The organism is Aureispira sp. CCB-E, assembly GCF_031326345.1.
Lineage (GTDB): Bacteria > Bacteroidota > Bacteroidia > Chitinophagales > Saprospiraceae > Aureispira.
This window is the reverse complement of the sequence record NZ_CP133671.1, coordinates 1,689,383-1,710,957: the sequence shown is the minus strand read 5'-3', so window position 1 is coordinate 1,710,957 and position 21,575 is coordinate 1,689,383. Positions and strand designations below refer to the sequence as shown.

At 34.6% G+C, this 21,575-nt stretch carries 18 protein-coding genes and 2 tRNA genes; 3 read left to right on the top strand and 17 right to left on the bottom strand.

The genetic code is table 11. The features are described 5' to 3' along the window. Positions 1–93 precede the first annotated feature (93 nt). From QP953_RS06605 to QP953_RS06580, 6 genes are all read right to left on the bottom strand, one after another. Complete coding sequence (locus QP953_RS06605; protein ID WP_309554378.1) at positions 94–1,944, bottom strand: hypothetical protein; 1,851 nt, start codon at positions 1,942–1,944, stop codon at positions 94–96. A gap of 40 nt (positions 1,945–1,984) precedes the next feature. Further along, on the bottom strand, positions 1,985–2,707 hold the full coding sequence (locus tag QP953_RS06600) for a protein phosphatase 2C domain-containing protein (protein WP_052592257.1): 723 nt from the start codon (positions 2,705–2,707) through the stop codon (positions 1,985–1,987). A 271-nt stretch (positions 2,708–2,978) separates the two neighbouring features. Beyond that, positions 2,979–3,260: a hypothetical protein gene (locus QP953_RS06595; RefSeq protein ID WP_309554376.1), complete on the bottom strand. Its 282-nt coding sequence runs from the start codon at positions 3,258–3,260 to the stop codon at positions 2,979–2,981. 387 nt (positions 3,261–3,647) lie between these two features. Beyond that, positions 3,648–4,136, bottom strand: coding sequence for a hypothetical protein (locus tag QP953_RS06590; protein WP_309554375.1), 489 nt, complete (start codon positions 4,134–4,136; stop codon positions 3,648–3,650). Positions 4,137–4,213: 77 nt separating this feature from the next. Further along, positions 4,214–5,062 carry a hypothetical protein gene (locus QP953_RS06585; protein WP_309554374.1) on the bottom strand — a complete coding sequence of 283 codons (849 nt, stop codon included), beginning with the start codon at positions 5,060–5,062 and terminating at the stop codon, positions 4,214–4,216. Between the two features lie 5 nt (positions 5,063–5,067). After that, positions 5,068–8,682: a DUF4157 domain-containing protein gene (locus tag QP953_RS06580; RefSeq protein ID WP_309554373.1), complete on the bottom strand. Its 3,615-nt coding sequence runs from the start codon at positions 8,680–8,682 to the stop codon at positions 5,068–5,070. A 468-nt stretch (positions 8,683–9,150) separates the two neighbouring features. On the opposite strand from QP953_RS06580, the gene QP953_RS06575 reads away from it, so the two are divergent. The 3 genes from QP953_RS06575 to QP953_RS06565 all read left to right on the top strand — a co-directional run bounded on the left by QP953_RS06575 (position 9,151) and on the right by QP953_RS06565 (position 9,982). Then, complete coding sequence (locus tag QP953_RS06575; protein WP_052592250.1) at positions 9,151–9,591, top strand: hypothetical protein; 441 nt, start codon at positions 9,151–9,153, stop codon at positions 9,589–9,591. A 112-nt stretch (positions 9,592–9,703) separates the two neighbouring features. Then, a tRNA-Met gene (locus QP953_RS06570) sits at positions 9,704–9,775 on the top strand. A gap of 135 nt (positions 9,776–9,910) precedes the next feature. After that, a tRNA-Met gene (locus tag QP953_RS06565) sits at positions 9,911–9,982 on the top strand. Positions 9,983–10,123: 141 nt separating this feature from the next. On the opposite strand, the gene QP953_RS06560 is transcribed toward QP953_RS06565, so the two are convergent. The 11 genes from QP953_RS06560 to neuB all read right to left on the bottom strand — a co-directional run bounded on the left by QP953_RS06560 (position 10,124) and on the right by neuB (position 21,544). Further along, positions 10,124–10,564, bottom strand: coding sequence for a hypothetical protein (locus tag QP953_RS06560; RefSeq protein ID WP_309554372.1), 441 nt, complete (start codon positions 10,562–10,564; stop codon positions 10,124–10,126). Positions 10,565–10,883: 319 nt separating this feature from the next. Beyond that, a complete protein-coding gene (locus QP953_RS06555) occupies positions 10,884–12,194 on the bottom strand; it encodes a DUF2851 family protein (protein ID WP_309554371.1) in 1,311 nt (436 codons plus the stop codon). A 93-nt stretch (positions 12,195–12,287) separates the two neighbouring features. Beyond that, positions 12,288–13,436 carry a glycosyltransferase family 4 protein gene (locus tag QP953_RS06550; RefSeq protein ID WP_309554369.1) on the bottom strand — a complete coding sequence of 383 codons (1,149 nt, stop codon included), beginning with the start codon at positions 13,434–13,436 and terminating at the stop codon, positions 12,288–12,290. Between the two features lie 299 nt (positions 13,437–13,735). After that, a complete protein-coding gene (locus QP953_RS06545) occupies positions 13,736–15,055 on the bottom strand; it encodes a hypothetical protein (protein ID WP_309554368.1) in 1,320 nt (439 codons plus the stop codon). An 11-nt stretch (positions 15,056–15,066) separates the two neighbouring features. Continuing rightward, positions 15,067–15,813 (bottom strand): SDR family oxidoreductase, encoded by a 747-nt coding sequence (locus QP953_RS06540; protein WP_309554366.1) that lies wholly within the window; start codon positions 15,811–15,813, stop codon positions 15,067–15,069. Beyond that, complete coding sequence (locus tag QP953_RS06535) at positions 15,803–16,726, bottom strand: Gfo/Idh/MocA family oxidoreductase (RefSeq protein WP_309554364.1); 924 nt, start codon at positions 16,724–16,726, stop codon at positions 15,803–15,805. The genes QP953_RS06540 and QP953_RS06535 overlap by 11 nt, the downstream gene beginning before the upstream one ends. Beyond that, on the bottom strand, positions 16,726–17,454 hold the full coding sequence (locus QP953_RS06530) for an acylneuraminate cytidylyltransferase family protein (RefSeq protein ID WP_309554363.1): 729 nt from the start codon (positions 17,452–17,454) through the stop codon (positions 16,726–16,728). Before QP953_RS06530 ends, QP953_RS06535 begins: the two co-directional genes overlap by 1 nt. 343 nt (positions 17,455–17,797) lie before the next feature. Then, the gene (locus QP953_RS06525) at positions 17,798–19,246 is read right to left on the bottom strand and encodes an aminotransferase class I/II-fold pyridoxal phosphate-dependent enzyme (RefSeq protein ID WP_052592240.1); all 1,449 of its coding nucleotides are present in this window, start codon (positions 19,244–19,246) and stop codon (positions 17,798–17,800) included. After that, positions 19,236–20,087, bottom strand: a complete 852-nt coding sequence (locus tag QP953_RS06520; protein ID WP_052592238.1) for a sugar phosphate isomerase/epimerase — start codon at positions 20,085–20,087, stop codon at positions 19,236–19,238. Before QP953_RS06520 ends, QP953_RS06525 begins: the two co-directional genes overlap by 11 nt. Then, positions 20,088–20,522, bottom strand: coding sequence for a GNAT family N-acetyltransferase (locus QP953_RS06515; RefSeq protein ID WP_052592237.1), 435 nt, complete (start codon positions 20,520–20,522; stop codon positions 20,088–20,090). Next, positions 20,516–21,544 (bottom strand): N-acetylneuraminate synthase, encoded by a 1,029-nt coding sequence (gene neuB, locus QP953_RS06510; RefSeq protein ID WP_052592235.1) that lies wholly within the window; start codon positions 21,542–21,544, stop codon positions 20,516–20,518. Before neuB ends, QP953_RS06515 begins: the two co-directional genes overlap by 7 nt. Positions 21,545–21,575 lie beyond the last annotated feature (31 nt).

Here is a 21,575-nt window from a genome sequence, read left to right as displayed (position 1 = left end):
GGAAAGTAAAAGCAACCATATACTTCCTGTAAGACACGTTAAAAAGTCCTAGAGAGGTCATTATTTTAGAGAAACATCAAATTTCAATAACACCTATTCCATATCTGGAGTTCCTATCAAAACAGGAGCATCAGTAACCACCACCCGTTCTTTACCAAACCACTGCTGAAGTTGTTTTTTTAGCCCATCAGGTAGATCCCTACTAATGCGAATTTCTTTTATTTGCTTCAAATTTTGTATCTCTTTGGGAAGTGTTTGGATAGGATTTTGAACTAACGAAAGGTATTCCAAATTGCTCAATTTTGCAATAGTGGTAGGCAAATTTATCAAGCAATTAAACGATAAATCCAAACGCTTCAAATGCTTTATTTTCTCTATTGAACAAGGCAATTTTTGCAAATAATTTTTCGCCAATACTAGCTCCTTTAATTCCCGCAGTTGAGCAACTTTAACTGGCAATTTTCCTTTCAATTGGTTATCACTCAAATCTAAATACTTCAAATTTTCACTAATAAAAACTTGCTGCGGTATCTTCTCCAAATTATTCTTAGCTAAAGAAATACTTTCCACCCATTCAAATTCTTTTAATGGTAGTTTATTGTCCCATTTTTGATTCGAAAAATCTCTTTTAAGCGAATTTTTAAGCTCTAAAAAATGATCACTCATCCAGCCAGTCCCTTGATTATCATAAAGTTTAGTTTTTGATTCTATCAACTTTTCTCCCAATTGCTCTTTTAGGGCTATAATTGCAGATAAAGACGTTCTATCATCTACTAAAACTCTTTTTAAAGAAGGCATTTTTTCTATTCCTTTCGGCAAACCTAGTATTGGATTCCCTCTCAAATCAAGTTCTTCTAAATGAATTAATTTTGTAATAGAATTTGGCAAGGTCGTCAAATAATTATACGACAAATTCAACTGTTTTAAAGCAGCAGCCTCCCCCGCCTCTATCTTTATGTTTGACAAGCGATTCAAACTCAAATCTAGTATTTGTAATTGGGGCAAATAGGTGCTATTAAAAGCAAAATTGGATAGGGAACAATCCTTTAAAGATAATTGGGTTAACTGAGGAAAAATTGTGGTTGTTAGTATAGATTTTTCTTCCTCATTCTGCCACTCTTTTTCTGCATCTATAGAGAGCGTTTTCCCCCTCAAATGAGGTCTATAAAATGTCTGGTATCGGTAAGTATTCGTCGTTAAAAATAATTCTTGAAGTGTTGAACTATTCGACCTTAAAGCCTCCAAACAAGCATCAACAAAATGATCTACTTTATGATTCGTTGACAGACCAAAAGAAGTTAAGCCACTCAAACCAGATAGCGATTCGATATCTTTTGTATTTAAAGTCGTTGCATATAGACGAACCTTTTCTAAGTTTATTAGCTCTTTCCATGTAGTAGAAATAGGTAAAACGGTTTTGCTTGAACGATGATTTTCAAGATGCAATTCTAAATATCGCAAACGATTTAATTGTTGAATTCCAACTGGCAATTGTGTTGTATAGATGGTTAACTCTTCTAATGTTTTTGTGTTCCACAAAGCAGTAGGGATTAAAGGCAGTTTGGTATAAAAGTACTGGTTAGATGTTAAAGATTCAAAAGGATATTGAACGACCTTCTTTAAGCTTTTTAATGCATTGACATGTTTAGGAAACTGGCTTACTAAGGGCAATTTTAACACTTCAATTTCTGGCAAATCTTGTACAAAATTAGGCGCAATCGTATCCAATTGAAAATCTGTTGAGCAGCAAGCAGCACAATCTTCTATAAATAAAAAGTTGCTGATATCAACTACTTTTTGATGCTTATAAGAAGGCATTTTTTCCTTATAATAACAAGCGTTAAACTCCCAAGAACAAGGCTCATAAGGAATATCTGAGGCACAGTCTTGACTATAACCTATTTGTATTATAAACACACTAATAATAGTGATCAGTTGTTTCATATTTTACCTATTAAGAAGGATAATAACATCCTTATCATTGTCACTTCTGCTGCATAAAAATCAAAGTAGTATCATCATAAATCCATTCCAAAAAATCCGTCATCAACAATTGATTAAAAACAATAGGGCTATCAAATAGGTCCTTTCTATTGAGACAATTCTCAAAAGCTTTTTTTGCTGTCAATGACTCCAATATATCCTGAAGACCATCGGTTGCAATTAATATTCTTTGAATAGGATTGGCTTGATAAAACGTCTTAAACTGTAAGCCTAATTGAGATTTCAACAAGTTATAACATAAATAATTGGGCTTATTATTGGTAGACAAATCCACCCAAGTAGTATCGTGCAAAATAACTCCATCTCCCATAGAAAAAAAGGTAACTCCTGCGCTATTCGCAACAAAACCTACTATTGTAAATAGAAAATAGTCCCGAAGAACTTCTTTCCAATCATCTTGCGAATCATCGGCTAGTTGTTGGGCTATTCTAAGCATAAAGGCTTCCAATGCGGTCTGTAGTTGACTTATTTCAAAACTTGGATTCGAAGCATTTTTAAGTAGATAATTGGTAATAAATCTAGCTCCTAATTTTGCCCCTACTTCACTATTCGGTCGAGAGCCACAGCCGTCGCAAACGACTCCTACTGTCAGAGAAGCATTACTTCCCCAACTAAAAGCATCTTGATTGTTGTATAACAATCGTTGATGGCTTTTACCAATGATATGAGCGTCTGTAATGTTGAATGAATCTATATAGCGCATCGTTTTTATGTCTTGTAATGTTATTTTCTTGTGTAGTTGTTGTCCTCCAACAACTATTCTATGGAGCCCTTTGGGGTTTAATTAGTCCATATCCTCTTGATGAATTTTCCAGATATTAGGGTAGAATAACTTTTCCTTTACGGGCAATTCATCGTCATCATTTTCATAAATAGACTCATTGTATTGAGACAATTGATAGTTTTTATCAAATAAAAGTGATACTACTTCTTGTTGAGTCCTATTAAATTTGAGAATTTGAAACGATTCTAACTCAAAAGAAACATAAGATTCCAAGAAAAAAACGCCTGTCGATTTTTTCTTGCAGAAGTACTAGTTTTTGAATCTTATAATTTTCTTCGTGAAAGTCTCGTACTTTTTTTATGTCCTTACATTCGTGATAATACACCTCTGTCACTACTCCAGCACAGACACGTTCCGACAAGCTTAAATTTAATGCTTCATTAAAAAATTTTCTTACAAAAAAATCTTTTTGATGCCCTACTGGTAAAACATCCTCTTTCTTTTGAAAAAAAGGAAACTCATATTCTTTCATAGCTATTTACATCACTCCGTTAAAAAGTCATATCAATTTAATTGCCAACAATATACATCTTTATTGATTTCCTATACCCAAATTAATAATCAACAACTAAGCCCTCACACGGTACCACGAAGTAGCAGCGAAGCTAACTAAAAGCAAAGCGCTCATGTAATAAACTAATGCAAGATGATTTTTTACGTTTTTCTTTCATAAGCCTGCGGGTTCGTGGAAAAACTAAAAAACTAAGCTTGCCGAGTAGGCTTGTGCTAGTAGCACAAAAGCCCAAGCTCATGACCAGAGGGAACTAGCCTTGCGCTCTCATGAGCGTAGCGAATAATAATCAACGGAGTATTATATTTATAAGTTGCATCATCATAACCAACTATTAAAAATTATTGGTTAGTCCATATCCTCTTCCTCTATTTGCCAAAGTTTTGGATAAAATGTTTTTTCCTTTACAGGCAATTCATCGTCATCATTTTCATAAATAGACTCATTGTATTGAGACAAACTAAAATCTTTAAGAAAAAGCAAGGCTTCTATTTCTCGACCAAACGCATCAAATCTAAAAATTTCTAAGGATTGAAATTCAAAATTTTTATAATTTTCCACAAAAAATGTATGGCTATTTTTGATTTGAAACAAACTAAAAGGTAAGGTCGCATAATGTGCTTTATGAAAAGAATGAACCTGTTTTATATGGTTAATTTCATGATAAAATACTTTTATCACCTTTCCATTCGACCAACTTTCTGTCACCTTTGTATCCAAAGATGCATCAAAATAGGCTCTAACAAATCTTTTTTTCTGATGTTCTTTGGATAACTCTGTAACATCATTTTGAAAAAATATACTTTTATACTCTTTATAATTTCGGAACAAACTCACTGATGGATAATTAACGATTTAGGCCTTGATTAAATGGTATATTTTGATGCCTAAAATAGGATCTCTTGGTAACGTACTTAGTTTTTTCGGTGTTGCATTTTTGTAATAATGGCGTCCAGTACTTTTTCTGTTACCTGTGTATCGCCATTGCGGTTTATATCATAAGGCTCTAGTAACTTAATTTCATTTTCCTGATTAACCAAAAATTGCACATCTAGAATATCAACTCCATCTTGCCTTAGAGCTTCTTTTATTTGCTTCAAATAATCTATATTTTTTAAGGTAGCAATAGAATTATTTAATGCTCCGACATATATTTTGCCCTTCTTATCTAAATCATATTCAATCAAATTCTCACACAATAACCCCTCATATCCTAAGTCACTAACACCCACTATTTCATATCCTAATCCATTCAATTCGTCGTCCCCTCCTAGTTGAATTCCAGCCTTACCTTGATTGCCCAAAATTAAGGATGATTGGTTCTTAAAATCAATTTGAAGTCCCACATCTGCATTTTCTTTCTTTATTAACTTAAGCCCTACTATGGGCACCTCTAAACAGTCTGCTAAGTGCCGCTCGCTTTCTGTTAAAGACAATGCATAGTCGCTGATAAACAAACCTTCCAATCCAAGATGAAAGACTCCGTTATTATTGACACGAGCAATTACATCTCTTGTATAAGAAAAATACGAAAATGTAATTGTAAGTTTATTATTTAAAACAATAGAAATAGGCGCATCGTTATAATTGGCAAAAAAATCCTTCGATACATTGTATTTAGCAAATTGAGTGCGACTTTCTTCAAAAGCAGTTTTAGATTTAAAGTGCCTTTGAATATTTGTAATTTTCGCCCCTATCAAAAACTGAAATAATTTTATTCTATTTGATAACTTAAGTTGGGCAAAGTATTTTTCTACTTTCATTATTGTTATTCAGGTTTTAAAGTGTAATGAGATCCAGATTTTGACAGAAAACCAACTCTAGGATGTGCAGCCATTTCTAAGAATTCGTCAAAAGATTCTCGAGAGACCGTATTGCCTAGTAAGTTGAATAAATCATCGGAGGTATAGTTAACATTTTTACTAATATTGGACGTGATAATATTTGTCATAGCGTCTTCTATTGCTGTATTAACAATTTGAATGCTAGGGGTTTCAGAACTTGCTTTCACTCCTAAAGGATCTGCTACAACCAATCGACCATCTTTCTGTATTAAAAACTGTAGATCATCTATAAAGAGCTCCTCTTTAGTTATAATGCGTTTGATTTCTTCAAGGCTCTTTATACTTTCTAAATTAAGCAAATGGCTATCTTGTGTACCAAAAGCAGTTGGTTTCCAAGAACCAGCATAACGTTTCATCACCATAGCAGGTTTTCCATTAACCGATGTAATTCCTAGAATTTCTCCAATTGGCATATTATAACCTTTTAAAGTTTCCATATACTGGATTTCTTTAATAATAACACTTGGGTCTGTTTCTTTCAACACACTAATAACACGATCCGTGCCCAGAGCATACGTTATTTTGTCCTGTCCTTCTCCCAAAGCAGAAGGCAAGGTCATATTTTCCAAATCGTCAAAATAGTGCATAGAAGGTAGAGATTCCACCAATTGATTTTTGGTCACAGCAGACTCCAACGCTTCTCTCAAAGCCTTTGTTTCGTCTGGTGTTAGATCGCCAAGACTTTTCTTTAAGCCATTTTTTTTCAACAAATTAAAGAAATCTTCTACTCGAGTAATGCCACTTTTCACAGCATAAACAGCCAAATCTAGCAATTCTTTAGATCCAGGGACTAGTTGCATTTGAGCCATATTGGTAGAGCGAATCTTTTTCCAAAACTCACTCTTATGCTCTGCCCGCTTCAAAATATTAGCCTTTAACTTATCATCTATCCCATCTATTTTGGCTAATTTTGCTTCTAACTCAGACAAAGCCTTGGCGGGATCCGTTTTTGCCAATTCGTTAAACCCTTCAACAGGTGCTTTCAGAGGCTTGAGCAGCTTGGCAACTGCTGCAAAATCCAATCCTACTCCTACCATAGCCAAGATTACCCAAGCAAAACTAGGATCTTTAGACATCAAACCAACATCGTGCGCTGCTTTTTCATCGGCATATTTACCAAATTCTCTAGTGACATCATAAACACTCAAACCAACCCCACCAACTGCTGCCATAACACCAACGGTACCACCACCGCCACTAACCAAGCCCAAACTAATTGCCAGCAAGGCAATACCAATACTAATTAAAGCATCTTTGAGTTTAATATCTCCAATATGATCTTGAATTACCTTATCTTGAATAGAGCCTTTAGAAATGCCCTCTTGCTCGTACATTTTCTTCATCAAGTTGTCCAAGGTAAAGACAAATTCCTTGTCCTCTTGCATTTTGGCTTTTGTATTGGCAATATTTTCTCTTTGCTTTTGTATATAAGCCAACAAAAATGCCTTGGTCTCCTCAGGAGATTGTTGGCTTAGTTTTTTTAGATCAAAAGCCGGATCTTTGAGTAAGGGATGGTCTTTCCCAAACCCTTCCATGGTAGCCGTTGCTTCCGCTTTTTGTTGTTTGGATTTATCTCTATAACCTTGAATATTTTTCTCTACTTGCTCACTAGACCTCGTAGTTGTCCCCATTGCCATGCTAGCCATAGAAGCATAAGAGGCATTTTTATCAGACTCTGCATATTTCTTTTTGGCACCACTTTGAGCCACCTGATCCCCCAACTTCTTAGCATCTACTGTTGATAAGTAGCGTTGCTCTTCTTTATACAAAAAGTGCTCATATTGTTGCAATAGACCAACTCCTGTAGCTACTGCTTCTTGCTGAAAAGAAGCTAAATATTCCTTTGTTTTATTTTCATAATCGGTTAGATCCTTAAACCCATGCTTTTTAGCAGCATCATTAGCTTTATTATAGAACGTCAAAGAAGCTTGTGCACCACCTCCCATTGCCCCTGCGATAGAGAGCGATTCAAAAGTTTGCATATCACTAAAAATTCCTTCGGTAGCAAATAGCTCATTCTCAATATCCGTCCGTTTCTTTTTGTTTTGACCTCGCTCCTCTTGCTCTTTAACAAATACATCCAAACTTTTTTCCATTTGCTCTATAGAAGTCGCTTTGCCCGTCACTCGGCTAGCATATTCGGCAACCAAAGCATCATTTAAGCCCTCTATTTTTTGAATCAAGGCAATTGCTTTGGGATAATCCTTAGGACTTAAAACGATGCCTCCATTGTCTTCTCCTATTGTAATGAGTTGTTTTGCTTTTTCAGAGAGGTTCATAATTTTCTCTCGTTGCGCCAATACCTCATCCCTATAGACATTCCACAAAGCCTCATCACCAGCTTCTTTCTTAGCCTTGCCCGAAGCCTCTTGAAATCTACGGTTAATTTCTTCTATTAAGGCATCTTTTGTTCCTTTCGGAAGTCCTTCCAATTCTTTGCTTCTATCAGAAGCTCCTTTAACAGCTCCTTTGTCATCTACCTCAACCCCAGCTCCTGTTGTACTCTGTGATCGATAGCGTCGGTATTCTGCGGCGGGAACCGTTACATGATATCGGATCGTTTTGCCCTCTTCTCCTATCGTTGCCGTTGGGTCGACACTGACGCCATTAATTTTCCAACTAGAATTAACTACTTGACCATAAATTTGATTTTCAATCAATATCATCCATTCTTTACCGCTCAGTTTTCCCTTTACGACGACAAGAAAGGTTAGTTCATCATCATTCTTTTGGATAACTTCCTGTTCTTTTTCATCCTTTTTATTCAGCCCTATAGGAGCTTGACCACTTTTTGCCAAACGTTCTAAATCTGGAGCATTATTAACTGGCTCACCATTTTCCATCCCCGTAGGCTTGACCAAACCTTGTTTTTGCTGTACAACATGCCACAATTCCTCACTTAAATACTTTTCTTGTCCTGGAGCTAAGAAAATTTCGTTTCCTCTTGTAAATGCATTCGCATGAAACTTAAAAGGTTCTAAAGAATTGTAATGAATGATAACATCATCCAACAAGACTCCAGATTCTTGTTCTATTTTATTTTTTAATCCTTGAGGAACATTACCTTTGCTTGAAGACTGGTGCTTGCGTAAAGAATCTAAGTCAATCTGCTCGCCTTCAGTTTCTTGAGGATCGGTATTTTCTGAAGAATGTAAAAGACTCTTTAGGTCAATTAACTGCTCTTTGTTTCCTTCTTCTTTTTGAGGGTCGTTTTTTGAAATATCTTTTGTCTTGGGCAAGGCACCGTGCCAAGCTTCATATTTCAGTACAAACAACATTTTTTGAGTTTCTGTGATAAGAGACTTAGAAACTAAGTCATCTAACTCGTCATGCGAACTAGGTGTAAATATCTCAGACTCCCCTACTTGAATAAATTTTGTGTGAACACGAACAGATTCTCCATTATTATTCAACTCTGGTGGCGGTGGATTATTGTTGACGGGATTGGTATCAGTTGGATTGGTATTTGAAGTATCTTGTCTATCGTTGATATTTTGACTAGATTGTTGTTCTTTTATTTGTTCCTCTTCAAAAGCCATAATTTTAGGTTTTTAATAGGGTGATGATGTGACTAACAATTGGTTACAAGTGAACAGCACCCAACAAAAGGACAAGTCTTATATGAATCAAGTCATGTGGTGATATTCGAGCTTAAATATAGACTTTTTTTTCTATAAAAACTATGGATATTTCCTTTTTCTACAACAAAACAAGTTTCCTTAACATTCATTTAATAATTTCTACCCTATCACAAAGCAACCTCCTATAAACAGGCTACTTCAAGCGAAATATCTTTTTTCGAATACAAGATCAAGGAATAATTTTTCTCATCTCTCACTCCTTGCGTTCAGCCAGTTCTATGTTATATGCAAAATACTTCTATTTTATTCTTATTTAGAGGTAACAATTTGCTATTTATAGTCATAAATAACTAAAGTAATCATACCGCACGTCCTTAATCTATTTGCAAAAACCTCCCTAATCTATTTAGGTATAAAAAAGAAAAAATGAAACTTTTAAACATCATTCCCCTTTTGTTTTTTCTGTGTTTTTTTGCAGAAATGCGTGGACAGGCGAGTAATAAGACATCTCAAATAGCGATTTTACCAACAGGAGTTACCAAAATCAGGATCAATGCACCTAGCAATCGTATACAAGTGTTAAAGACAAAAGGAACGCGTATTTCTATTGAAACAGCTATTCGAATTAATGCAGGAACACTACCATTACTTGATTATCTTATCAAAAGTGGTCGTTATGAATTGGATGTCATTGTAGATGGTCAAACCAATATATTAACATTGTCTCCCCCAAAAAGCAACAAAGTACTTTTGGTCAAGGGAGAAGAATGTCAAGAAGCCGTTACTTACAAAATTCATATTCCCGAAACAGTTGATTATATTGAAACGTTAAATACTAATCAAGAAAATTTCGTTCCACACCAATAAAATAAGACTCTAATTTTCAAGCAACTACATTCAAGTTGCTATATTTTTTCAAATAAAACGATGTATAAATTTGCATTTACAAAATAAAAGTTATACATTTGTACTCACAAAACGCAGAGTGGAGCAGCGGTAGCTCGGCGGGCTCATAACCCGTAGGTCGTAGGTTCGAGTCCTACCTCTGCAACTATTTTAAAGTCTCAAAACTACAATTGGTTTTGAGACTTTTTTGTTTCTTGCTCTTTATTTACTAAAAATTAATATTTTTTTATTCATAAATTTGCATTTACAAAATAAAAGTTATACATTTGTATTCACAAAACGCAGAGTGGAGCAGCGGTAGCTCGGCGGGCTCATAACCCGTAGGTCGTAGGTTCGAGTCCTACCTCTGCAACTATTTCAAAGTCTCAAAACCACAATTGGTTTTGAGGCTTTTTTGTTTCTTGCCTCTATAAGCTCAACCCTACCAATAAAAAAACCTTTGCAAGACTATATTCTGCAAAGGCTTTTCAAAACAATATCTTTATATTTACTTTTAGTTTAAATCTCCTCCAAAGTGTCGCTCTTCTAGGATATCTGCTACTTCAGCCACCTCCCACAAAATGTATAAAAACTCCTCTTTCGTCAAAAACTCATGAACAGGGCTAGCTTGCACCACTACAGTTTCACAAGGATTCCCGTCCTTATCTTTATCTGGTACAATTGTAACCGTACTATATACGCCATATCCAGATTCTTTCATCAACTGGTATAAGTTAACATTTGGCGTATATGTTCCTGCCCTACTGGTAAAATACACACAATCTTTCCCTTTTCCTCTACCTGGAACAACCCAAAGCCATACAAACTGATATCTAAAACTACCATCTTGCAACTTCATGGCTATATCAATTCCTAACTTGCCGTCATCTAGTTCTTTTAGCTTGTATTTTTTTGCCTCTGCGTATTCTTTTAACACTTCTTTTAAATCAATCATGGAGCGATTTTTTTTGTGAGATAATTGGTTAATTCTAAATCTATTGGTCAACAAATAAGAATTAAAAACCAATGAAAAAAAAGTAATTCTTATTAATTGACTATCTAAACAAGATACAATTTTTGAATTACACAACAAATAAATAATCGCCTTATTTTATATCCTAAAAATTAAACTAAAAGTTTAGAAAACAGTTGATTTTCTTCAAAGTTAGACGAGACATATAACACAGCATTTTAACTATTCTCCTTCCAACTTTTGAACAAGAGTTCTAGTTAGGACTATTAGCTTTTTGTGGCAATTTTATAAATATATAAAGTCAAGATGAAGATCTTTGCAATATTTTATGACCTATGGCACACGACAAACAACGCTTGGCTCGACAGTATTTATTTTTTAGCTGAATAAGCCCCTGTGTGTCATAAGCTGAATGAGGCTTCATGCCCAAATTCTGCCATTGTGCAACAACCATATTTACTTCTGGCTTCACCAATTGCAGCAACTCCAATGCTCGTTTTTTATATCTATCTTCGCCCTTATAAACACCATAAACAAAAAGAAAAGGGGCAATGGTATTTATTAAAATCAAATCGATTGTTTTGCTGCCCAGTCTTTTCTTACGGTGGCTAGAAGATTCTCCTAATCTATAATGGGTATCCCAATAACCATTCAGTTCCAAATGAAACATTTTTTTGCAGTCTACCACATGTTGTGTGGCTAAAATTTTGGAGAATAAGTGGCTTGATTGATGAATCAGAACCGCAAATTGAGCCAAACGAATCGTTGGAAAATTAGCAGGGCGCATTCTTCCAAATTTCCAACTAGAAGCATTCAAAGCTATTAATTCGTATTTATGCGCTAAGTACTGGTACTCTTTTTCTAGCTTCTGGAGATATTTGTCTTCTACCTCTTCCCCATTCAATTCAAACAAAAAACCTGCTTGTCCGAATAGCAAAGCCTCTAATTGAAACAGATCCTGTTTATGTTTCGCTAGCACCATCAATGGCAGTGATTGCGCCAAAGCCTCAAAAGCACTAGTATTTTGCTTCATTCCAAAATTTCGAGCCAAGAATTGATAAAATACGACTTCCCAATTGTACTGCGTTTGTTCTAAACAAGTTATAATTTCTGCTGTTTTATCTTCTAGTCGTTCGACAACCAAACGATCCAACCACATTTTTTTTAAATGAATAGAGACCTCAAAAAATTGCTGTTCGCAAGGTATGCTTTGTTGATTGGTCTCCAATGCCCAGTAGCGTTCTATGTATTGATTGGGAATTTTATTTTTTAGTATTAACGTAGGAACTGTGGTGCCATCTGCTCTATAAATAGACTGATCGTGCTCATAAACGACATGTAATATGGTATTCTTATAAGCCTTGTCTTTTTGATGCTGGTGCACCAACCAATCGGAGGATTTTTTATGAATTTCTACACTTCCAGCCCATAAAGTTCCTCCTATTCGAATACGAGCATCACTAAAATCAGGTCCCGCATGATCGTTTTGTCTGCCTACCCGAATTAATTCAATCGACTCTCCATCAACCGTCTTAAGATCTTTAAAATCAAACAATTTAAATTGCCAGATATAGTGTAAAAAAGCTTCTGAAAATGGGATTGGGGTAGTCATGCTAATTCGTTTTTATTGGTGAAATAATTTGGAATTAGCTGAAACGGGAAAGTTATTTGGAATGTTTCAATTCTTGCATGATAAAATTAAGGCTTAGATATCTTGCTTCGCAAGTTTTTTCAAAATTTCATGCATTTTATAAGTATAATCATCGGTCATAAAATTAGAGGCGACAAAGGTTCTACCAGCTTTTCCCATCCTTTTTCGTTTTTCAGGATATCGAACCATATCTTCCATAGCTGCCAATAACTCTCCTTCCTTTTTGTTATCAAATAATAAACCTCTCTTACCATGCTCTACTAATTCGGGGGTCGCACCACTTCTCACACCGATAATTGGTTTTTCATAAGCCATACCCTCAACAGTAGATCGCCCTAATCCTTCGTATAAAGAAGCTGTAATCACAATATCTGTTTCTCGATAAATTTCTTTTAGATTAGGAAGATACCCTAGCAATTGCACACTATCTTTCAAGTTTAAATATTGTACTAATATTTTAAGGTACAATGTATATAAATACTGACCGTCACCTACCACTAAAAGCTTGGTATTCGGGAATTTTTTAATTAATTTTGCAAACGCTTTAATAATTTTAGCTTGTTGCTTAGATGGATGTAACATTCCAACAACTGTAAAAATAACGGTATCATCCTTTGAGCTCTTGACGGTATCTAAAGCATTGAACTGTTCTCTTGAAAAAACCGCATTATAGACTATATTGTAATCAACAATACCATTTTCTTCTAAAACTCTTTGTCCTATTGCCTTTGATATAGCAACAACTAAATCTGTTTTTTTCAAAGCTGTTACAAAAGCTGCTTTATTAGGATAGAATTTATAATTATAATGTAATTCTGCCATTTCTCGAATGTGCCATACATGTGGCAATTCTTCTATTTTTGCCAACTTAAAACCAATATCAAAGACAGAACTATTACTATAGATACACTGCGCTTGAAATTCTTTGGCAATATGCCTCATTTGTATCAAAGCTTGTTTATTCTTTTGAGCTCTTTTTTTTCTACGAAAAAAACTAGGTCTACCCTCCCTATAAACAAAAGGGTAAAAAGCTACTACTTCGTATGCACAATTAATTTGTTCCAAAACATTGGTAATTTCACCAATTCCTGGTACAATTACTTTTATAGAATAATCCAACTTTGCAAACCCTTCTATCATATTAACTAAAGACCGGTTTGCTCCGTAATATTGTGTATAATGCGTTATAAATAGTATTTTCATTTGGTTGTCTATTAACATTATTAACATTACTCCGCTAAAAAATCGCACCATTTTGATTATCAGCAAGATACACCTTAGCCAATCTTTGTACTAAAAGAGTGATAATCAACGGCGAAGCCCTCACACGGTACCACGGAGTAGCAGCGAACCGAGCTGTGCGAGCTCACGACCGAAGGAAGTAACAAAGCTAAACTAATGCAAGATGCTTTTTACGTTTTTACTTCGTGCGCCTACGGGTTCGTAGAAAAACTAAAAAACCAACAGAGTATTATATTAACTAAGCAGTTAATTTATAGCAATTAACTCCTGCCTTGCATGAACTCATTAATATACTGAATTGCCAATGCACCGCTTTTTCCTTCATTTTCCGTTCCTAAAACAGCGTTATAATAAGCCGCTTTTTTGTAGACCTCCGTATCTTTGGCTTCTATTTCTTTTTTTATTAGTTCCAAAAGGTGTTCATAATCTAAGGCATGACTAGCCAATCCATTTTTGCAATAACGATACATATCTCGTATATCCTCCTCAAAAGGGATAAACTCATAATAAATACTAACAACGTTTAACAGTACGGCTTCTAAATGAATGGACGTATTTCCTGCTATAATCAAATCTTGTTTTTTTAGAAAGTCAAATGCATTTTCTTCTTTCGTAGATCTTAAAACTTTGTTAGGTATATTAAAGCTTGTATCATCAGCAGGATGCGGTCTAAATGTAATTGTGATAGTAGGAAAAGTATTGCTAAGCTCTCTCAAAAAAGTTTCTACGACTACTTGCTCATCCATTTTATTGGAACAAACACCTATGTTTTGTACACGAATCTTAGTATTACGGCAATTGATATAGGAATCAAATTTTGGCATCCCAACAAATTTCACCAAGCCATTAACCCGCCCATTCGATTGATATTGGTCTAATGTTGCTTGCCCTTCTAATAAACTTAAATCAAAGTCCAAAGGAGGGAAATAGGGTGTAACACTCGCATGTTGAATGTAAATAGTTGGTATTTCTAATGTCTTAGCGGCCATAAGAAGTGCCCGAGGAAAAATACTGTGATCATTTGCCCAAACAATATATCTAGGTTTATACTTTTCTAAAAATTGTAAACAAGCCTCATACTGCCCCACTCCCTTAAAAACATAATCCATATAACTCAACGCTTGCTTGCCATAATATTTATAAAAATGCCAAAGCATCCAAGGATATAAATATATTCTAAACCATATAACCCTGTGCAATAATACAACAATATCGTCTTTGCTAGACACATACCCCTCACTAGCTAAATAAACAGCCTCTTTTTCTTGCTGTTTTATAAAATTTAATGTGTTCCTATTGTTTTCACTAGTAATAAGCAAACATGGTTTCCCTATTATTTTAGTATAAGATATTTGTTTTGAATACTTAAAACGATAATAAATTTCTTTTATTGGAAGTAAAAAAAAACGACCTATAATATTTATCCATTTCTTCCAAATTGTTTTAGCTGTAAAAATGGCTCGAACATTTGGTGTAGTTGCTTCTAATAAACCACTAAAGCCAAACTTCAAGATTGAAATATAGACCTCAATTTTGGGGGATATTTTTATTTTAGAAATAGACTTCTTTCTATTGTTCATTTTTATACAACTTAAATGATAGACCAGCCACCGTCAACCATAATATTGTGTCCTGTTATATATTTGGCTTCTTCTGACAATAGAAAAGAAACTGCTGGTGCAATATCCTCAGGCATCCCCATTCTTTGCAAAGGGACTTTTTTTTCATAATTCTCAACAAACGTAGTAGGTTGATGATTAAATATTCCTCCTGGAGAAACACAATTTACTCGAATCTGTTGAGGTCCATAATAAGACGCAAGGTATTTAGTAAAATTAACAATTCCTCCTTTAATGGCTGCATATGCAGCAGGAGATGTTAAATTAGTTCCTTCATAAACAGTAAAATCATTTCCTAAAACTCCATAAATAGATGCAATATTAACAATAGCCCCTTTATTTTTTTGTGTCACCATTTTAGATAAGACCAACTGAGTAATTTCAAAAACACTATTTAACTGAATGTCTACATTTTTACGCCAGCTCTCTATTGTAACATCTTCAAATTTATTGCTCCAATCTTTTGTTCTAGGGTAAGCATTGTTAACTAAACCATCAATTCTTCCATAATAATCTATTATTGTATCAACACATTTTTTGATAGATGCAAAATTTGTTACATCAAGTGACAACACCCCATTTTGAATATCATCTGTTGCCGATACATCACCGTTTATTGCTATTCCTCCATTTTCTACAATGTGCTTTAACATTGCTTTCCCTAACAATCCACTTCCTCCAGTTACCAAAATTATCTTTCCTTCTAATTTATTCATCATCTAAACACATTTGTAAAACTTCGAATGCTTCGGAAAAAGTATTCATCGTTTTTTCATTACTTTTAATACAATTTACAAAGTATCGCATTTGTTTAAAATAAGTATCCAATATAGATTGATCTGTTTGAAAAATCAATTCTTGTTTAAAAAAAACCTTTCCCTTCTCGACTTCAATTAGAAGCGTCCCTTCTTCTGCAACGATTTCAAAAGTACGTTTTCTATCTTTTCGATAGTAATTCAGGACAACAGAAGCCACAAATTCATTATATACATAGCTATAATTAGCATAATCTATTGCTGAGATTTCAAGGGAGGAATTATTCCTCAAAATACTATGTTGCATTTTAGGCTTACCAAAAAACCAATATAAATAATCAATTTCATGGATAAAATCAAGATGAATTCCTCCCCCCATTTTTGCATTGGCACTATAAACCTCTCTAAAGTTTTGGCTGGGACGCCAACTCGGCAAATAAGACCCTGCATAGATATTGACTTCATTAATTCTCAAGTTTTTCTTTCTAAGAAAATCTTTTGAAAAGGTCAAAACTTCCAAAAACCTAAGATTGCACCCTACATAATTTAAAATATTTTTTTTCCTAAGAATAGGTTCAATAATAGCTGCTTCTTTCAAAAGCATAACAGCAGGTTTCTCAATTAACAAAGGCTTTTCAAATAAAATTAATGTTTGCAACGTTTGAAAATGAAGAAATGTAGGATTAGAGATAATAAAAAAATCAGGCTCAAAAGGTAGTACTTCTAAAGAGTAAATGTTGTTAACATTTTTATACGTTTTTGTTTTGTTCATGGAACTTCGAAGTGCATATATATCAAAGTTATGCTCCTCTATTTGCATCAGAGCATCAACATGTTTTTTCCCAATACTCCCTAAACCAATTATCACAACCTTCATTAGAACTCCCATTTGCCTGTAGTAATCAAGTATTCCATGTATTCAAAATCATCTAAACTATCGACATCAAAACAAGCATGTGGCATTTTGTATACCAATGTTCTATCTGTCAAAGATCCATTATAATTATTCTCAAAATAATGCCGTTTAAAGATATAAAAAGACGAGTTCATGTCATATACGATGGGAGCACCTTGACGAGAGTAAAAAGGAGTAGCAGTTTTTTTGGATACGCCAAAATAACCATCTTCCTTTTCTTCCAACATATTAAAATAAGGGTTTCGATGGGCAGTATTTACGGTTACTAGATTTACTGCATTACGATCATTTTCAATAATTTTAATGGCTGTCTCTATATCTTCTATTGTTCTCATTGGAGAAGTGATATCAAAATCTATAAGCAAGTCAAACTTTATTTGATTTCTTTCTTCTTCATATTTTAATATATCTTTTAACGCAGGCGTTTTACTAATTTTATCTGTTGCCAATGCAGCAGGTCGAATATAATCAGTTACCAAACCATGCTCAGAAGCTATTGTTCGTATTTCTTTGCTATCTGTACTTAGTGTTATGATAACTTTTCCCCCATAACTTTTAGCAAACTTATTTGCTGTTGCGATAGAATAAGCAATCAGTGGTTTCCCTGCAATTTCTTTAACATTCTTGCCTGGCAATCCTTTTGACCCTCCTCTAGCACAGATTGTTATTAATACATTCATATTATTCATTGTCAATTTTTTTTAATGACATCTATTATACTTTTTTATACTATACCGTATCAACACAATTTTAACTAAGCCATAATGATCTCATGAAATAAAGTTAATGAAGTAAATAAGACACGCCCCAGTAGCAACACGGCTAACTACTATTACCTAATATTAGTAGTTCGTTGATTATTCCCTGCGGTCATGAGGTCGCAAGCTTAGTTACTTGCGGTGCTACTACGTGGTAGTTTAGCTTTGTTACTCCCTTCGGTCGTGAGCTCGCACAGCTCGGTTTGCTGCTACTTCGTGGTTTCAACGAACTATTGTATTATATAATTCAAAGATTACTTCCTTCCATCCTTACTTATGAGTACATCGAAACAAACTCATTAAGACAATCACAAATATAATCAACCTCTAAGGCAGATAAATTGACCGCAGAAGGCAAACTCATCCCAGCTTTAGAAACACGTTCAGAAATATCAAAAGTATTATTTTGAGCATACTCAACGTATGGAGGCATTACATTCAAAGGAAAAAAGATGGGTCTTGTTTCTACTCCTTTTTCATTCAAAAAGTCCATTAAATCTTTTCGTGTAAAAGGAGCTGTTTCATTTATTAAGAAAGTATACAACCAATAAGAGTTCGTAACATTTTCTTTTTCAATAGGAGTTTGGAAGAAATCATACTTAGAAAGAACTTCATTGTATTTTTGAGCCAATGTTTTTTTGGCATTAACAAACTCATCCAATCGCTCAAATTGAGCAACTCCTATCGCTGCTTGTAGGTTTGTTAATCGGTAATTAAACCCAACATAATCGTGCCAGTAGCGTTTTTCTTTGCTCATTCCATGATCACGCAAAACAGCTCCTTTATCTGCAATGTCAAAGTTCTTAAACAAAACCATCCCTCCTTCTCCAGTTGTAATGGTTTTGTTGCCATAAAAACTAAACGTTGCCGCATCTCCAAATGCCCCTAGAGGCTTTCCCTCGTAAGTAGAGCCCAAGGCCTCTGCACAGTCCTCTACTACCAATAAGTCATGCTTTTCTGCAATTCGCATAATTTCATTCATGTCACAAGCCTGCCCATACAAATGAACGGGCATAATAGCCTTGGTTCTATCGGTAATCAACTCCTCAATTTTACGAGCATCTATGTTCAAAGTATCCGCTTCAATTTCAGCCAATACAGGCGTGGCACCGGTATAAATAATTGCATTGATAGAAGCAGCAAAAGTCATATTAGGCACAATTACCTCATCTCCTTTGCCTATATCCAAAGCGGCTAAAGCTAAGTGCAAAGCTACGGTTCCATTACTTACCGCCAAGGCCTCATAATTTTCATGATATTCTTTAAACAAAGCTTCAAATTTTCGAACATATTTTCCTTGAGAAGAAATCCAGTTCGTTTTGATGCACTCTGTTAAATAAGTCAACTCGTTTCCCTCCAATAATGGAGAGGCAATTGAAATGCGTCGCAATCGATTCAGAGAAGCATAATCAACGACTTCTCCTCTGTCATTCAATAATGGGATAATCTTAATTCTATTATTTAAACATTCCAAAATTTTTGAATTATCAGCATTCGAAGGCAAGGATACAAAATTAGCATTCATTACATTGGTCACAGCTGTCTCTAAATTCACTTCTGAAAGTAAAAATCGACGAACATCGCCATCGGTTAATATACCCAATAACTTATTGGTATCATTATCATCTACGATGAATAAAACTCCAGAGCCTTTATTATCTAAATGGTGAAGGGCTTCTCTTAAATTAGAGTTTTTATTGATGATTAAATCTTTAATTTCCATCTCCTGTCAATAATTTTATTTGTGCTTTAATTTCGAATAGTTCTAAAGACTTAACTTCTAAAACATGCACATAATTTCTAAATTCATCAAAATATTCTAAAAACCAATAATCTTTCGGCAAGGGTAAATTATTATCTTTCGTTCCATCATTATCACTATGGTGAAATGCTTTTATAAATGGCTTAATTTTCTGAAACTCCTGCTTTAGATCCAAACCAAGCGTTTGACAGCTTACTTTTAGGTGCGCGGTATCTAACAACAAGCCCAATCGATCGTGTTCTATCATCTCAAACAACCAATTAATCTCCTCATATTCTGTGCATAGCAGAAAATTCACCTTATTATCATAGTTAAATGGAGCAATTACATTGTTCTCTATGAGAAAATCTATATCTAACTCCTCTGCAAGCACCAATAACTCGTTCACAGAATCCAGAAAATGCTGCTTACTTAACTTTTTATCTAAATTAGCTGGAACTTTTATTTTCTGACCTAATTCTGCTGGATTTGGATCCACACAAAAACCTGCATGAGCAGCAAAGAAGGGAGATGAACTCGATTTTGCCAAATGCAAGCCATTCTTACAATGCTCTATAGACATTCGCCTGATTGTTTCATCTGTACTTGCCAAGTTCAAAACAAAGGGAATTTGGGGTGCAGGAAAGTAATTATGCGGCATTCTTGGAAAACGACAGGCTTTATAGATTAATTCCATGTCTTGGCGATATGGCATTCCTGAACTAAATTCCAAGTTAATGGTTTCTTTTTCACAGCACTTAACAACAGCTTCAACAGGTTGTCCTAAAAAAGCTAACGAGCTAACATATATATTAGAATTCATTTATTGTTTCAATCTTTTCATGATAAGAACAGCATTATTGAGCTCTTTAACTTGTTCAAAATTCAATTGATTATACAAGGATACCGCTGCCATATTATCTTTATCTACCGATAAGTAGATTTCGGGCAAATGATGTGTATCTGCATAATTCAGTAAATAATTCATGATTTGTTTTCCAAAACCTTTTCCTGTATACCCCTCTATCATGGCAATTCCCAACCATGTCCGCCCATCTTCATAATCTAAATGGCCATACCCAACGGGCTTGCTGCCAATAAAAGCAAGCAAAGTCAATTGATGATTATCTAGTACATCAATTGAGCGCTTATCAAAGTATCGAAATGTTTTTGCCGAATTACCAGCACTATCAATAAACTCTTGCAATACTGAGCCGTCTGATTTATTGATTTCTTTAATCGATAGTTTTTCTACCATAGAATGCAATTGTAATCAATAGTTTCATCTAATGACAATGACTTAGAGACTTTTTTCCCTATAATTTCATCCAACATATTAATAGGAATGCCTTGCAAAGGTCTTTTAAAACCAATGTGAGCTGGGGTCAATACTTCACCTTCTTTAATATCTTTAATAATAACCATACCTCGCTTCATTCCTAAACTATTATCTAGTTCTATCTTCGAAGGTCTTTTAACTTTGCTCCCCAAAGACAATTCTATATTTCGAATACCATCAACTAAGTCTCGAAACTCCGAAGGTGTCAAAGAACAAGAATGGTCAGGACCGTCCATATTCTTATCTAAGGTAAAATGTTTTTCTACTACTTCTGCCCCCAACGCTACCGAAGCAAAGCAAGCAAAATTATTGGTTACATGATCAGAATACCCTACTCTGACACCACAAGCATCTCGAATAGATGTCATAGCTAAAATATTAGCATCTTCTATTTTTGAAGGGTAATTGGTTGTACATTGCAACACAATAATGTCCTCATTACCTTCTTCTCGAATTGCCTCTACTGCTTCAAAAACATTGCTCAAGGTTGCCATCCCTGTAGAAACTAACATTGTTTTTTGTTTCTTAGCTACCGCCCTCAAGAAGGGCAGTTCTGTTAATTGCCCTGAAGCTATTTTGTAAGCACCTACATCTAGTTTTTCTAAAAAGTCTAAATCTTCAATATTGTAAGGTGTTGACAAAAAATCAATGTCTACTTCTTCACAATAACGGATAAGCTCTTGGTAAACCTGAAAATCTAATTCTAGCTTTTTGAGCATCTCATATTGGCTTTCAGACTTGTCAGTCACTTCCAGTTGGTACTTCGCTTTTGGAGAAGTTCGAGTAACAATTTGAGAAGCTTTAAATGTCTGAAATTTAACACAATCAGCACCTGCATTTTTTGCCTCTTTTATTAATTTCTTAGCCAAAGCTGGATCTCCATTATGGTTGACACCTACTTCAGCAATAATATACGTTTTGCCATTATTTTTTATCATCATTAATTGGGTGTTTTTTGGTTTTCCTATCCAT